The 14347-nt window shown below is 76.1% G+C and carries 14 protein-coding genes; 5 read left to right on the forward strand and 9 right to left on the reverse strand.

What is annotated here, in order from left to right:
* Window positions 1–11: 11 nt before the first annotated feature.
* On the reverse strand, window positions 12–1844 hold the full coding sequence (locus BM158_RS00465; protein WP_091553323.1) for a gamma-glutamyltransferase family protein: 1833 nt from the start codon (window positions 1842–1844) through the stop codon (window positions 12–14).
* 941 nt (window positions 1845–2785) lie between these two features.
* A complete protein-coding gene (locus BM158_RS00470; protein ID WP_207506050.1) occupies window positions 2786–3133 on the reverse strand; it encodes an ArsR/SmtB family transcription factor in 348 nt (115 codons plus the stop codon).
* 32 nt (window positions 3134–3165) lie between these two features.
* Here BM158_RS00470 and BM158_RS00475 point away from each other — a divergent pair, with 32 nt between their 5' ends.
* Together BM158_RS00475 and arr are read left to right on the forward strand one after the other, a co-directional pair.
* A complete protein-coding gene (locus BM158_RS00475) occupies window positions 3166–4107 on the forward strand; it encodes a nucleoside hydrolase (protein ID WP_091553331.1) in 942 nt (313 codons plus the stop codon).
* 45 nt (window positions 4108–4152) lie between these two features.
* Entirely contained in the window at window positions 4153–4575 is a 423-nt protein-coding gene (gene arr, locus BM158_RS00480; protein ID WP_091553334.1) for an NAD(+)--rifampin ADP-ribosyltransferase, read from the forward strand.
* Between the two features lie 100 nt (window positions 4576–4675).
* Here the strand turns inward: arr and BM158_RS00485 are convergent, their stop codons facing one another.
* The 5 genes from BM158_RS00485 to BM158_RS00505 are packed head-to-tail and all read right to left on the reverse strand — an operon-like array spanning window position 4676 to window position 9184.
* Window positions 4676–5617 (reverse strand): hypothetical protein, encoded by a 942-nt coding sequence (locus tag BM158_RS00485; RefSeq protein WP_091553337.1) that lies wholly within the window; start codon window positions 5615–5617, stop codon window positions 4676–4678.
* A 19-nt stretch (window positions 5618–5636) separates the two neighbouring features.
* Complete coding sequence (locus tag BM158_RS00490; protein WP_242657447.1) at window positions 5637–6602, reverse strand: glycine betaine ABC transporter substrate-binding protein; 966 nt, start codon at window positions 6600–6602, stop codon at window positions 5637–5639.
* Window positions 6603–6604: 2 nt separating this feature from the next.
* Window positions 6605–7381, reverse strand: a complete 777-nt coding sequence (locus BM158_RS00495) for an ABC transporter permease (protein ID WP_091553340.1) — start codon at window positions 7379–7381, stop codon at window positions 6605–6607.
* The gene (locus BM158_RS00500; protein WP_091553342.1) at window positions 7378–8538 is read right to left on the reverse strand and encodes an ABC transporter ATP-binding protein; all 1161 of its coding nucleotides are present in this window, start codon (window positions 8536–8538) and stop codon (window positions 7378–7380) included. Before BM158_RS00500 ends, BM158_RS00495 begins: the two co-directional genes overlap by 4 nt.
* The gene (locus BM158_RS00505) at window positions 8531–9184 is read right to left on the reverse strand and encodes an ABC transporter permease (protein ID WP_229827551.1); all 654 of its coding nucleotides are present in this window, start codon (window positions 9182–9184) and stop codon (window positions 8531–8533) included. Before BM158_RS00505 ends, BM158_RS00500 begins: the two co-directional genes overlap by 8 nt.
* A gap of 148 nt (window positions 9185–9332) precedes the next feature.
* Between BM158_RS00505 and BM158_RS00510 the strand changes: the two genes are divergently transcribed.
* Together BM158_RS00510 and BM158_RS00515 are read left to right on the forward strand one after the other, a co-directional pair.
* Complete coding sequence (locus tag BM158_RS00510; protein ID WP_091553349.1) at window positions 9333–9737, forward strand: STAS domain-containing protein; 405 nt, start codon at window positions 9333–9335, stop codon at window positions 9735–9737.
* 8 nt (window positions 9738–9745) lie between these two features.
* Complete coding sequence (locus BM158_RS00515; protein WP_091553352.1) at window positions 9746–10519, forward strand: isocitrate lyase/PEP mutase family protein; 774 nt, start codon at window positions 9746–9748, stop codon at window positions 10517–10519.
* 18 nt (window positions 10520–10537) lie between these two features.
* Here the strand turns inward: BM158_RS00515 and BM158_RS00520 are convergent, their stop codons facing one another.
* Window positions 10538–12097 carry a GTPase gene (locus tag BM158_RS00520; RefSeq protein WP_091553354.1) on the reverse strand — a complete coding sequence of 520 codons (1560 nt, stop codon included), beginning with the start codon at window positions 12095–12097 and terminating at the stop codon, window positions 10538–10540.
* Window positions 12090–13736, reverse strand: coding sequence for a P-loop NTPase family protein (locus BM158_RS00525; RefSeq protein WP_091553357.1), 1647 nt, complete (start codon window positions 13734–13736; stop codon window positions 12090–12092). Before BM158_RS00525 ends, BM158_RS00520 begins: the two co-directional genes overlap by 8 nt.
* A gap of 99 nt (window positions 13737–13835) precedes the next feature.
* Between BM158_RS00525 and BM158_RS00530 the strand changes: the two genes are divergently transcribed.
* Window positions 13836–14315 carry an ATP-binding protein gene (locus BM158_RS00530; protein ID WP_229827550.1) on the forward strand — a complete coding sequence of 160 codons (480 nt, stop codon included), beginning with the start codon at window positions 13836–13838 and terminating at the stop codon, window positions 14313–14315.
* Window positions 14316–14347 lie beyond the last annotated feature (32 nt).

Consider the following 14347-nt stretch of genomic DNA (forward strand, 5'->3'; position numbering starts at 1 on the left):
CCGCCCGGTGCCTAGCGGCCGACGGCGTAGCCCTGCATGCCGCGGGGGTTGGCGGCCGCGGTCAGCAGGCCGGTCGAGGGGTCGGCGGACACCGCCGACAGCCGGCCCAGCGACCAGGGGTCGGCGACCACCACGGTGTGCCCGCGCCCGCGCAGGTCGGCGATGACCTCCTCGCCCAGCCGGGACTCCACGACGACCTCGCCGGCCACCGTCTCGCGCGGGTAGAACGACGACGGGAACGACGTGGTGTGCCAGGCCGGGGCGTCGATGGCGGCCTGCAGGTCCAGGCCGCGGACGGTGTGCGCCAGCCAGAAGCACAGCTGCCACTGCTCCTGCTGGTCCCCGCCCGGGGTTCCGAAGGCCAGCCAGCGGCCGGTCGACCGGTCCTGCGCCAGGGTCGGGGTGAGCGTGGTGCGCGGCCGCTTGCGCGGGGCCAGCGAGTTGGGCAGGCCGCGGTCGAGCCAGAACATCTGCGCCCGGGTGCCGAGGCAGAAGCCCAGCTCGGGGATGGTCGGCGAGCTCTGCAGCCAGCCCCCCGACGGGGTGGCCGAGACGATGTTGCCCCAGCGGTCGACGACGTCGACGTGGCAGGTGTCGCCGCGGGTGGTGCCGTCGGCCTCGGTGATGTGCTCGCCGGTGCGGGCCACGGTGGGCTCCCCGACGCCGGCGCCGGTGGCGAAGCTCCCGGACGGGTCCGTCACGTGCCGGGGGAGCCGGGGCGGGCGCCCGTCCGGTGCACCGGGCCGCAAGGTCAGGCTTGCGGTGCCACCGACGAGCGCCCGCCTCTCGGCGGTGTACTGCGGGTCGAGCAACTGCGGGATCGGGACGTCGGGCACGTCCCCGTACCAGGCCTCGCGGTCGCCCATGGCCAGCTTGACCGCCTCGACGGTGGCGTGGACGACCTCGGCGGATGGTGTCTGCTGCCCGGCTCCTGCACCCGGTGCCAGCGCGGGGACCCCGTCCAGCATCGCCAGCGCCTGGAGCAGCGCCGGTCCCTGGGACCACGGCCCGGCCTTCGAGACGTCCCACCCTCGCCAGTCGGTCGTGACCGGGGGCTCGTACGTCGGCTGCCAGCTGGCCAGGTCGTGCCCGGTGAGGAAGCCCGCGTGGTCGCGACCGGAGTCGTCGCGCACGGGGCGCCGGGAGAACACGTCGATCGCATCGGCGACGAATCCGGAGTACCAGGCCGCGAGCGCCGCATCGATGCCCGCCTCCCGGGAGGGCCCGCGCGCTGCGTCGAGCAGCCGGCGGTAGGTGGAGGCGAGGACGGGGTTGCGGAACAGGCGACCGGCTTCCGGAGGAGCTCCGTCGGCGGCGAGCCAGGTGGCGGCCGAGGTCGGCCAGTGGGTGGTGAAGTGCTCGGAGACCGAGGCGACGGTCGCTGCCACCCGTGGGGAGAGCGGGTGGCCGGACTCGGCGTACTCGATCGCGAAGCGGAGGACGGCGTCCAGCGGCAGGCTGCCGTGGTCGCGGAGGAGGGTCAGCCAGGCACCGACGGCACCGGGGACGGTGGCCGCGAGCAGGCCCGTACCGGGGACCAGCTCGAGACCGAGTGCCTCGAACGCGTCGATCGTGGCTGCGGCAGGGGCGACCCCCTGGCCCGAGAGCACGGCGGCCCGGCCCGCGAGCCCACCGGACCCGCCGCGGGCGAAGACGACCGGGACCTCGCCGCCCGGGCCGTTGAGGTGCGGCTCGACGACGTGGAGCACGAACCCTGCGGCGACGGCGGCGTCGAAGGCGTTGCCGCCGGCCTCGAGCGTCGCCATCCCGGCCGAGCTGGCGAGCCAGTGCGTCGAGGCGACCATGCCGAAGGTCCCGGAGAGCTCGGGACGGGTCGTGAACACCGGTCCAACCTAGAAGCCCCGCCGCTGGGTCGCAGCGTGCCCGGTGCCGACCGGGACGAGCTCCACGCCACCCCGCGGACCACCGCACGCCGCGCCGTCCGCTGCACAGGACGACCCGACGGGACCGGCGCGGGGAGCGCCACCCGCCGCGGCGGGGTGGCCGCCGGGCGGGGACGGGTGCGCAGCGCCTCGGGGGGCGCCACGGGGACGCGGGGGGTGCTGGGCAGCTCCCGCATGGGCACCGGGTCGTCGTCGTCCGGTGCGCGGTGCCGGGCGGCCGGCGCGACCGGCGCGACCGGCGGCGGCACGGGCCGGCCCCAGGCGAGGTTCGCGCCGTCCGGGCCCGCGCCCCAGGACCCGAGGCGGTGGTAGGCCGCCCGGATCCAGGTGACCAGGCGCACCAGCGTCAGGACCGGGACCGGACGACGGCGCGGGCGCGCCGGCGGCGCGGCGACCAACCGCGCGACCGGGAACGCCTGCGGCGCCGGGTACCGGCCGGCGGGCCGGTGCGCGGCGACGGCCTGCCGGGCGAGCTCGACCCGCTGGGCCGAGGTCAGGGCGGACAGCGGGGGTGCCGCATCGCGCCGGGTCTCGCCGGCGACCCGCAGCCGAGCAGCACTGCTGGGCCGGATGACCGGGTACTGCAGCGACTCGGGCATGGGTCTCTCCTCTCCTTGCGAAGCTGGGGCCGCAGCCGGGGAAGGGACTGCGGTCAGGGAGAAGAGTGGCTGCTGTGACGGCCGGGACGACGCCGCGCGGACACGCTCACCGAGGCGCGTGACCGAACCGTTGTGCGGGCCGCGTCGCGGGTCGGTGACCGGCCCGTCCGGTGGGCCACAAGTCGACTGGAGGCGGCGTTTCCGCAGGTCGGGTCGCAGGAGGAGGTCGGTGACCTCAGGACGCGACGCGTGGGGCGGGCGTGTCGGGTGTGACGGGCGGGGTCAGTGCCGGCGCACGGTGGCTGAGTCGACGGCGGGGTCGGCGCCCACCGCGCGCAGCGCCTGGACCAGCAGCGTGCCCAGCGGGCCCTCGGCCACCGTGTAGTAGACGAAGGTGCCCTCGCGGCGGCCCTGCACCAGCCCGGCCAGCCGCAGCTTGGACAGGTGCTGGCTGACCGCGGTGGGCGAGGTGCCGGCCAGCTCGGCCAGGCACGCCACGTTGCTCTCGCCCTGCGCCAGCGCCCACAGCACCGAGAACCGGGTGGGGTCGCTCAGCATCCGCAGCAGGTCGGTGGCGGCGCGCACCTGCGCAGGGTCGGGCATGGCGAAGTCGTCGATGCCCTGGTGCACGGCCTGCATGCTAGTGGTGCAGGCTCTCCCGTGTGGCCGACCGCACCCCGCTGGTGATCGACACCGACCCCGGCATCGACGACGCCCTGGCGATCCTGCTCGCCCTCGCCAGCCCGGAGGTCGACCTGCAGCTGGTCACCACCGTGCACGGCAACGTGGAGCTCGCGCAGGTCACCGAGAACGCGCTGCGGGTGCTGCACCTGGCCGGCCGCTCCGACGTCCCGGTCGCCGCCGGTGCCGCCGGGCCGCTGGTGCACCCGCTGCCCGAGCGGGCCGGGCACGTGCACGGCGCCGCGGGCCTGGGCGGGGTCGAGCTGCCGCCCTCCCCCGTGCCGGTCGACCCGCGCCCGGCGGTCGTGGCGCTGGCCGAGCTGCTCCTGGCCCACGAGCCCGGCACCGTCACCGTCGCCCCGATCGGCCCGCTGACCAATCTCGCGCTGCTGCTGCACGTGTTCCCCGAGGCCGCGGCCCGCATCGGCCGGGTGGTCTGGATGGGCGGGTCGGCCACCCGCGGCGGCAACGTCACCGCGGCCGCGGAGTTCAACGCCTGGGCCGACCCGGAGGCCGCCGCGGCGGTGCTCGGGTCGGGCCTGCCGGTGACCATGGTCGGCCTGGACGTCACCCTCCCCACGGTGCTCACCCAGGCCGGCATCGAGCGCTTCCGCGGCGCCGGGACGGTGGGCGCGGCGGCCGCGGGGTTCCTGCGGCAGTACGTCGACGCCGCCCGCGACCGCTACGGCATCGACGGCGTCTGCGTGCACGACGCGCTGGCCCTGACCGAGGCGATCGTGCCCGGCACCCTGGGCACGGTGCGGCGCGAGGTCGTCGTCGGCACCACCCTGGGCGCGGCCCGCGGGCAGACGCTGGTGGACCGCCGCACGGTGGCCGAGCACGGCGTCGCGGTCGCCGAGACCGTGGACAGCGAGGCGGCGGTGGAGTTCCTGGTCAGCCGGGTGTGCTCGTACGGGGACTGAGCCCGGCGGCTTCCGCGCGGTGCGCGGGCGCGGCACGATGGCCGGGTGGGTGCCGCCGACGAGACCGGGCCGTTCTTCCACGGGACGGCCGCCGCGCTGCGGCCTGGTGACCTGCTCACCGCCGGGCGGCCGTCGAACTACCGGCCCGAGATGATGATGAACCACGTCTACTTCACCGCGCTGGTCGACGGCGCCGGGCTGGCCGCCGAGATCGCGGTCGAGCTGCGGTCGGGGGCGGGGGCCCCGCACGTCTACGAGGTGGCGCCCACCGGCCCCTTCGAGGACGACCCGAACGTCACGGACAAGAAGTTCCCCGGCAACCCCACCCGGTCCTACCGCAGCACGCAGCCGCTCCGGGTGGTGCGCGAGGTCGAGGACTGGACCCGGCTGACCCCGGAGGCGCTGCAGGGCTGGCGGGACCGGCTGACCGCACTGCTCCACGGAGAACGCGCCGAGATCATCAACTGACCCGGTCCTCAGAGGTCGAGGTGCAGCCGCAGGCCGCGCCGTCGTCGTCGGTCAGGCTCACGCCCAGTTCCACACCGCAGTGCTCCTGCGGTGGCACCACTCAGGACAGGTCGTCGACGAGCTGCTGGGCGCGGTCGCGGTCGGCCTCCGCGCGCTGCAGGTCCTCCTCGGCGGCGGCCCGGTCGGCCTCGGCACGGTCGGCCTCGGCCTCGGCGGTGCCGGTCTCCTCGTCCGCCTGCGCCGCCCGCTCCCGGGCCTGCTCCAGCGCCGCCTCGAGCTCGGCCACCCGGGCCTGCGCGTCCTCCCGCTCCTTGCGCGCGGCCCCGGCCGCCCGGGCGGCCTCCTTGGCGGCGGCGGTGGCCTGCTCCGCCTCGCCGGCCGCGTCGTCCACCGCGGACCGGGCGGCACGCAGCGCGGTACGGGCCTCCCGCAGCTTCTCCTCGGCCTCGCGCCGGGCGGCCCGGTCGGCCTTGGCGGCGCGCGCGGCGTCCAGGTCCACCGGCGGCGGGGGCGGCTCGGGCGCTGCGGCGGGCCGGCGGGGCGGGCGGCCGGTCGTCGTCCGGGTCTCCGAGGGGGCCCCGATGCCGTTGTAGGTCAGCGCGCCGGTGAGCCGGCCGGCGAGCACCACCTCCGCGGCGGCCGGGTCGGCGACGGCGGCCTTGAGGGTCTCCTCCACCTGGACGACGACGGCGTCGCTGACCGGGTGGCCGGCCCGGCGGGCGTGCTTGGCGGCCTCGCGGGCCAGCGCGCGCACCACCTGCCGGCGCTGCTTGTCCAGGGCGCGCAGCTGCTCGGGGTCCAGGTCGTCCTGCGCGCGGCGGAGCAGGTCGCCGAGCTCGACCAGCTCGGACACCTGGTCGCCGGACTCCCGGACCAGCAGGTTCACCGTCCAGGCGGCCAGCGTGGGCTTGCCGAGCTCGCCGATCCGCCGGGCCAGGCCCTTGTCGGTGCGCTTGGCCTCGGCGACGGCGTCGGTGCGGGCCCCGATGAAGTCGGCGGGCAGCTGCGCGTACAGCTCGTCGGCGACGTCGTCGAAGTCCACCCCACCAGGAGACCAGACGTCAGGTGACCAGGCCTTCGGAGCGCATCCAGTCCAGCGCCACGTCCACCGGTTCCTCGCCGTCCACGTCGACCCGCCGGTTCAGCTCGATCATCACGTCGTCGGTGATGAGCGGGGTGATCTCGGCGAACACGTCGGCCAGTTCCGGGTGCGCCTCCAGCGTCGGCGTGGAGATCACCGGGGCGACGTTGTAGGCGGGGAAGAACTGCCGGTCGTCCTCGAGCACGGTCAGGTCCAGCGACTCGATCCGGCCGTCGGTGGTGAAGACCTCGCCGAAGTTGCAGGCGCCCTGGTCGGTGGCGGTGTAGACCGCGCCGGTGTCCAGCGTGGACACGTTGTCGCGCGGGACGCCGTCCGGGCTGCCCAGCGGCAGGTCGTAGGCCTCCAGCATCGGCACGAAGCCGTCGTTGCGGCTGGCGAACTCCGCCTCGACGCAGAACGTGCGCTCCTCGACCGGCAGCGCCGCGACGTCGCTCAGGGTCGCCACGCCGAGCTCGGCGGCGGCCTCGCTGCGGATGGCGAAGGCGTAGGTGTTGTTCATCTCCGCCGGCGGCAGCCAGGTCAGGTCGTTGGCCAGGTCGGCCTCGCGCACCGCCTCGTACTGCTCGGTGCGGTCGGGGATGCCCTGGGCCTCGCCGAGGTAGGTCAGCCAGGCGGTGCCGGTGTACTCCCAGTTCATGTCGATCTCGCCGTTGACCGCGCCGGTGCGCACCGGCACCGACCCCGGGATGTTGGTGCGGTCGAGCACGTCGAACCCCGCGGTCTGCAGCGCGATGACGGCGATCTTGCCCAGGATCAGCTGCTCGGTGAAGTTCTTGCTGCCCACGACCAGCTCGACGCCCTCGCTGCCGGCGACCGGCTGGATGGCGGCGGGCCCGGCGTCGGGCGTGTACTGGTTGGCGGCCTGCAGCCCGCACCCGGCCAGCAGCACGGGCGCGGTGAGCAGGGCGACGGCGGTGCGGCGCACGGTCACAACCCCTTCGGCCGGGCCAGGGTCTCCACGACCCGCCCGACCCAGTCGACGGCCAGCGCCAGCAGCGCGACCAGGAGGGCGCCGCTGTAGAGCAGCGAGTCCAGGTTCAGGTTGATGCCGGTGGTGATGAGCAGCCCGAGCCCGCCGCCGTCGATGAACGTGGCCAGCGTCGCCGTCCCCACGAGGAGGACCAGCGCGGTGCGGACGCCGGAGAGCATCACCGGCACCGCCAGCGGGAGCTCGACCCGCAGCAGGACGGAGAGGGCGCTCATGCCCATGCCGCGGCCGGCCTCGACCAGCCGGGCGTCGACCCCCTGCAGGCCCACCATCGTGTTCCGCAGGACCGGCAGCACGGAGTACAGCACCAGCGCGACGACCGCCGACCGGAAGCCGAAGCCCAGCCAGGTCGCCAGCAGCACGAACAGCCCGATGGCCGGGGCCGCCTGGCCGGTGTTGGCCACGCCCAGCACCAGCGGGGTGGCCCGCCGGAACGGGCCGCGGGTGAGCAGCACCCCCAGCGGGATGCCGACGACCAGCACGACGACGGCGGCGACGGCGACCAGCTCGAGGTGGTCGACGACGGTGCCGCCCAGCGCGCCCCACCCCAGCGGGCGGGCCTCGGCGTCGGTCAGCTCGGCGCCGGACCGCCAGACCGCGAAGGCCCCGAGGGCGACCAGCACGAGCACCGGCTGCAGGGCCAGGGCCCGCCAGGGCACGCCGCTGCGCCGTCCGCCGGGTTCGACGTCGACGGCGGGGTCGACCGCGGCGGTCATCCGCGCACCTCGCTGCGGGTGGACTGGATGGCGGCCATGACCTGCTCGACGACCAGCACGCCGGCCACGGCGTCCCGCCGTCCGGTGACGACCACGCCGCCCTGGCTGGCGGCCAGCATGGTGTCCAGCGCGTCGTTGAGGGTGGACCGAAGGCCGACCACGGGCAGCCGGTCGTCGCGGGTGCCCGGCACCGACGTGGTGCGGGACAGCTCGGCGACCGAGGGCCAGGACACCGGCCGGCCGCGGCCGTCGACGACCACCACGTACCGCTCGCCGGCCTCCTCGGCGCGGGCGACGACGGCGGCGCTGTCCTCGCCGACGGCGGCGGTGACCGGGGTGTGCAGCTCGGTGTCGGACACCCGGGTGAGGGTCAGCTGCTTGAGGGTGGCGCCGGCGCCCACGAAGTCGGCGACGTAGTCCTCGGCCGGCTCGGCGAGGATCGCCTCGGGGGTGTCGTACTGCACGACCCGCGCGCCGACGTCGAAGACGACGATCTTGTCCCCGAGCTTGACCGCCTCGTCGAAGTCGTGGGTGACGAAGACGATGGTCTTGCCCAGCTCCTCCTGGATGCGCAGCAGCTCGTCCTGCAGCCGCTGGCGGGTGATCGGGTCGACCGCGCCGAAGGGCTCGTCCATGAGCAGCACCGGCGGGTCGGCGGCCAGCGCGCGGGCCACGCCGACGCGCTGCTGCTGCCCGCCGGAGAGCTCCTTGGGGTAGCGGTCGCGGTACACCTCGGGGTCCAGGCCGACGAGGTCCAGCAGCTCGTCGGTGCGCTCGGCGATGCGCGCCCTGTCCCACCCGAGCATGCCGGGCACGAGCCCGACGTTGGTGCCCACGGTCATGTGCGGGAACAGGCCGCCGGCCTGGATGACGTAGCCGATCCGCCGGCGCAGCCGGTCGGGGTCCTGGCCGGTGACGTCCTCGTCGCCGAGGAAGATCTTCCCGCCGCTGGGCTCGATGAGCCGGTTGAGCATCTTCAGCAGGGTGGTCTTGCCGCAGCCCGAGGGGCCCACGAACATGACCGTCTCGCCGGCGGCGATCTCCAGGTCCACGGAGTCCACGGCGGGCGTGCGCTGCCCGGGGTAGCGCTTGGTGACGCCCTCCAGCCGGATGGACACCCCGCTGACGGTGCGCTGGTCGGTGACGGTCTCAGACACGGATGCCCCTCGAGGTGGTGAGGCGACCGACCACGACCAGCACCACGTCCAGGACGAGGGCCAGCAGGACGATCGCGATGGTCCCGACGAGCGTGGCGTTGAGCGCGTTGGCGCCGCCCAGCCGGGAGAGTCCGGAGAAGATCAGGCTGCCCAGGCCCGGGCCGAGGACGTAGGCGGCGACGGCGGCGATGCCCATCACCATCTGGGTGGAGACCCGGACGCCGGCCAGGATCACCGGCCACGCCAGCGGCAGCTCGACCCGGCGCAGGGTGGCCCAGCGGCTCATCCCGATGCCGCGGGCGCTCTCCACCAGCGACTGGTCCACCCCGGCCAGGCCGACGACGGCGTTGCGCAGCACGGGCAGCGCCGCGTAGAAGACCACGGCGATCACCGCCGGGGTGATGCCGAAGCCGAACGGCGCCAGCAGCAGGCCCAGCAGGGCGAAGGACGGGATGGTCAACCCCACCGCCGACACCCCGTTGGCCAGGCCGGTGATGCGCGGGCTGCGGTAGGCCAGCACCGCCAGCCCGACGCCGATGACGGTGGCCAGCAGGACGCACTGCACCACCAGGCTGACGTGCTGGTAGGCCTGGAACGCGATCAGCTCGCGCCGGTCGACGAGGTACTGCCACACGGCGGGGAACACCTCCCGGGAGGAAACCGGGAACGCCCCGATCCGTTTCTTGGACCACCCGACGTTGTCACAGCAGCCCCACCCGTCGCACGCCGGGACCGGTCACGATGTGGTCACGCCCGAGGTTTGGCCGCCCGCACGGCGGCCCATGAGGTGAGGCATGGAAACGGTCCACGGCCGTCCGGAGGAGCCCGGCTTCACGCTGCACCGGGACGGGCCGCACGACGGCGAGCTGGTCGCGCGGGTGGCCGGCACGCTGGACGCCGCGCACGGCCCCGAGTTCCAGGCGGCCCTGCTCGGCGCGCTGCGGGAGGCCCCGGACCGGTTGGTGGTCGACCTGTCGGGGGTGACGTTCTTCGGTTCGGCCGGGGTCACCGCGCTGGTGTGGGTCAGCCAGCACCCCGAGGCCACGGGCAAGGGCGTCCGGGTGGTCGCCACCTCCCGGATCGTGACCGGGCCGCTGGAGATGACCGGCCTGCTGCTGCGGCTGGACGTCTCGGGCATGCCGCCGGAGTCGGTGCCGCCGGCCGATCCGACCGGCCGGGCCGTCCCGCCGTCCGCTTGACTCCCCCCATGAGCAACCGCGAGAAGGCCGAGGCACTGGCCCGGCTGCACACCGCCCCCGAGCTGCTGACCGTCGTCAACGTCTGGGACGTCATCAGCGCGACCGTCGTGGCCGACCTGCCCGGCACCAAGGCGCTGGCCACCGCCAGCCACTCCATCGCCGCCTCCTACGGCTACCCCGACGGGGAGCACATCCCGGTCCACACGATGATCGAGGCCGTCGGCCGGATCGCCGCCGCGACCGAGCTGCCCGTCTCGGCCGACCTGGAGGCCGGCTACGGCGACCCGGGCGAGACCGTCCGCAAGGCGATCGGGGTGGGCGTCGTCGGCGCCAACCTCGAGGACCGGATGATGCCGCTGGCCGACGCCGTGGCCGCGGTCGAGGCCGTCGTCGCCGCCGGCGAGGCCGAGGGCGTGCCGTTCGTGCTCAACGCCCGCACCGACGCCTTCGTCAAGGCCGGCGACCGGCCCCGCGCCGACGTGGTGGCCGACGCGGTCGAGCGCGGCAAGGCCTTCCTGGAGGCCGGCGCCACCTGCGTGTTCGTGCCCGGCAAGCTCGACGAGCCGACCGTGGTGAAGCTGGTCGAGGGCATCGGCGAGCGCCGCGTCTCGGTGATCAACGTCCCCGGCTCGCTGCCGCAGGAGCGGCTGCAGCAGCTCGGCGTCGCCCGGGTGTCCTTCGGCCCGTGGACCCAGCGCCTGGCGCTGACCGCGTTCGCCGACTTCGCCGTCTCCGCCCTGCGCGGCGGCAACCTGCCCGACGGCGTCCGCCCGCTCAACTGACGCCGGGGCCCGCGCCGCTCAGCGGGCGGCGCGGGCCACCGCGGCGCAGAACCGGTCGTGGTCGGCGGTGGTGGCGGTCAGCGGGTCGAGCACCTCGGCCTGGCCGACCGCCGCGACCGCGTCGTCCAGCCGGCGGCGCACCGTGCGGGCGCGTCTGCGCGCCCGGAACGCCACGAACGGCCGCACCAGGACGGCGAGCAGCAACCCGGCCAGCAGCCCACCGACCAGCAGCAGGGTGGGCAGCGGGACGCCCTGGACCCGCGGCAGCGGCACCAGGTCGGCGACCTGCAGCCAGCCCAGCACCACCAGGACCAGCAGCCAGAGCGCCCCGACCAGCGCCGCCGCGGTGACCAGCCACTGCAGCACACCGACCCCGCGCTGCCACAGCGGCGTGCGGTCGGACCCGAGGTCGGTGCCGGCGACGGCCTGGTCGAGCCGGTCGGCCAGCCGCTCGGTGCTCACCTCGGTCCGCCGGCGCAGGTCGTCGGCCCATCCCAGCGGCAGGCCCTCCCCCGCGGCGTCGCGGGCCCGGCGGACGGCGGTGGCCACCCCGGCCTGCTCCACCGCCCCCGCCTCGGGCAGCGAGCTGCGCGCCCCCGCCTGGAGGTGCAGCCGGCGCAGCGGGTCCGGGCGCAGCGCGCCCAGCCAGCGCACCACCGGCCAGCCGGTGGCCGCCGTCCCGGCCTTCGTGGTCGAGCGCTCCACCGCGGAGGTCACCGCGGGCACCCCGGCGGCGTCGGACAGCGCCCGGGTCAGCGCGGCCCGGTCGGCCCTGCGCGCGCCGGACGACGACATCCCGCAGTGCTGCTGCAGGTCGCGGGCGACGGCCCGGACGTCGGCGGTCAGCCGCTCGGTGGCCGCGCGGCGCGCAGCGACCCGGTCGGCGAGCAACCGGGTCAGCTCGGGCAGCCCGGCGCCGGTGCGGGCGCTGACCGGGAGCAGCGCGGCGTCGGCCAGGCCCTCGGAGTCCAGCAACCGGCGCAGGTCGCCCGAGATGGCGGCCAGGTCGGCCCCGGGCAGCCGATCGGCCTGGTTGAGCACCACCAGCAGCGCGCCGGCGTGCCCGGCGAGGGGCCGGAGGTAGCGGTCGTGGACGGCGGCGTCGGCGTACTTCTCGGGGTCCAGCACCCAGACCAGGACGTCGACCAGCTCCACCAGCCGGTCGACCTCCAGCCGGTTCTCCAGCCGCACGCTGTCGTGGTCGGGCAGGTCGAGCAGCACCAGGCCGTCCAGCGCGGGGTCGGGGACGTGCAGGTGCCGGCGGGGCACCTGCAGCCAGTCCAGCAGCGCGTCCTGCGGCTCGCCCCAGACGGTGGCGTGCGCGGTGCCGGTGGTCGGCCGGCGCACGCCCGGGGTGCTGACCTGCGCCCCGGACAGCGCGTTGAACAGGGTGGACTTGCCGCTGCCGGTCGCCCCGGCCAGCGCGACGACGGTGGCCTCGCCCAGTGCCTGCCGGGCACCGGCCTTGGCCAGCAGGGTGCGTGCCCGGCCCACCTCGGGGACCTCGAGCCGGCCCTCGGCGGCCTCGACCGCCTCGCGCAGCCCGCCGAGGCGGTCGGTGAGCCCGCGCTCAGCCACGGGCCGCCGCCACGGTGCGCGCGCTCTCCCGCAGCGCGACCGCGTCGTCCGGGCCGGCCGCGCCGTCGAGCAGCTCGGTGAACCGGCGGTGTTCCACGTGGAGCAACGCCCCGGTGCGCTCGTCGAGGTCGCGGCGGGCCCGCTCGGCGAGCTGGCGCACCGCGGAGTCGCCGAACACCGCCTCGAGCACCCGCTGGCCCACCACCGTCGTCCCGCCGGCCACGGCGACCTCCGCGCCGGACAGGCCCGCGGTCTGCGCGAACACCGCGACCATGACGACGGCGCCGGCGCCGTTCACGCCCCAGGACAGCAGCCGGGCGCGGGACCGCTTGCCGGCCCCCTCACCGCGGACCAGCTCCAGCACCGCGCCCTGCCAGTCGCGCACCGTGCGGCCGGCGTCCTCGGCGAACCCCGGGCCCACGGTGGACAGGTCCCGCTCCCGGCCCGCGACCACCCCGGCGCCGCCGGGCAGCCCGCGCCAGGCGGTGACGGTGTCCTCGGCCGCGGTCTCCGCGGCCGAGCGCAGCAGCCGCTCGACCCCGCTCTCCAGCGCGCCGGTGAGGTCCTGGGCGGGCGTGGCCCGGCCGGTGACCGCGGCGGTGACCCGGTCGCGCAGCCGGCCGATGCCGGCCTGCAGCGAGCGCATCCACTCCCCGGTGCCCACGAACTCCTGCCAGCGGGCCAGCACCTCCCCGCGCAGCAGGGTGCCGTTGCGCACGCCCTCGTCGACGGCGGTGGCGGCCCGCCCGTAGGCGGCGTCGGCGGCGGTGTGCAGCGCGCCCGCGGCGGCGGCCTGCTCGTCGACGGCCCGGGCGATGCCGGCCACCCGGTCGTCGAGGCTGGCCAGCGCCCCGACCAGGGTCTGCCGCACCACCTCGGCCCGGGCCTCCGCGTCGGCGGCGAGCCCGCGCAGCCACCCGCGCAGCGGGGCGACCTGGTCCTCGGGCAGGAAGCCGTCGACCAGCGGCCGCTCCTCGACCACCCACAGCCGGGCCTGGGCGAGCCCGGCCCGCTCGAGCATCCCGGCCAGGTCGGCCGCGACCTCGCGGGTGGCCTCCGGCGGCACCCGGTCGAGGACGACGGCCAGCGCGGTGCCGCGCTCGGCGGCGGTGCGCAGCAGGTCCCACGGGACGGCGTCGGCGTAGCGGGCCGCGGTGGTGACGAAGACCCACAGGTCCGCGGCCGACAGCAGCTGGCCGGCGAGGTCGCGGTTGGCCTCCACCACGCTGTCGACGTCCGGTGCGTCGACCAGCGCCAGGCCCTCGGGGACCGCCGGGTGCACCTCGACCTGCACCGGCAGCACCCGGTCGTCGGCGAAGGCGCCGCGGTCGGCCGGGGCGCAGACCAGCACCGGGGTGCGGGTGGTCGGGCGCAGCACGCCGGCCCGGGTGACCTCGGCCTGCAGCAGGCTGTTGACCAGCGTGGACTTGCCCGCGCCGGTCGAGCCGCCGACGACCACGAGCAGTGGCGCGTCGACGTCGCGCAGCCGCGGCAGCAGGTGGTCGTCGACCTGGTCGACCACCGACCGGACCGCCCGGACGGCGGCGTCCCGGCCCGGGGTGTCCAGGGCGAAGGGGACGGCGGCGAGCCGGTCGCGCAGCTGCACCAGGTCATCGGGCAGGGTGCCGGCGCTCGTCACCCCGGAAGTCTCCCCCGCGGCTTCCGGCTGCGCGTCCCGACGAGGTCGGTCAGGATGGGCCCAGTTCCGACCGACACCGTCCGAGAAGGGGAGGTCCCGGTGCCTGCCGATGCCGCCTGGCCGTCGTCCCCGGTGCCGGACGTCCCCGGGGACGTGTGGCGCTGGCAGCTCCCGAGCGTGCACGACGCCTCCCGCGTGCGGATGGACCTGCGCGCCCGCCTCGCGCACCCGTCGCTGACGTCGTCCTCGACCGAGGACGCCCGCGAGGGCCTGCTGCTCGCCTTCGAGGAGCTGGCCTCCAACGCGCTGCGGCACGGCGGCGGCGCGGTCGAGGCGGTCATCGTGGCCACCGCCGACGGCTGGGTGCTGTCGCTGTCCGACGAGGCGGTCGACCGGCCCCCGGTGCCGGCGGTCGACCGCGACCCCGCACTGGGCGGCATGGGGCTGCCGATGGTGGCGCAGCTCTCGGTCGACCACGGCTGGTCCGCCGACGGCGGCCGCAAGCACGTCTGGGCGCGCCTGACCTCGGGCGTCGCCGTCCCCGGGGCCACCCCGAGCCCGCGGGGCAGCCTCGCCTGAGGCGCGGCGTGACGGATCGGTCCGTTACCCGA

This window comes from Klenkia taihuensis (assembly GCF_900112525.1).
Classification (GTDB): domain Bacteria; phylum Actinomycetota; class Actinomycetes; order Mycobacteriales; family Geodermatophilaceae; genus Klenkia; species Klenkia taihuensis.

What these genes read in the sequence shown, in the direction of transcription:
- BM158_RS00510 (WP_091553349.1), top strand. Translation starts at nt 9,333, where the DNA reads ATGGAAACGGTCCACGGCCGTCCGGAGGAGCCCGGCTTCACGCTGCAC.
- BM158_RS00495 (WP_091553340.1), bottom strand. Translation starts at nt 7,381, where the DNA reads ATGACCGCCGCGGTCGACCCCGCCGTCGACGTCGAACCCGGCGGACGG.
- BM158_RS00515 (WP_091553352.1), top strand. Translation starts at nt 9,746, where the DNA reads ATGAGCAACCGCGAGAAGGCCGAGGCACTGGCCCGGCTGCACACCGCC.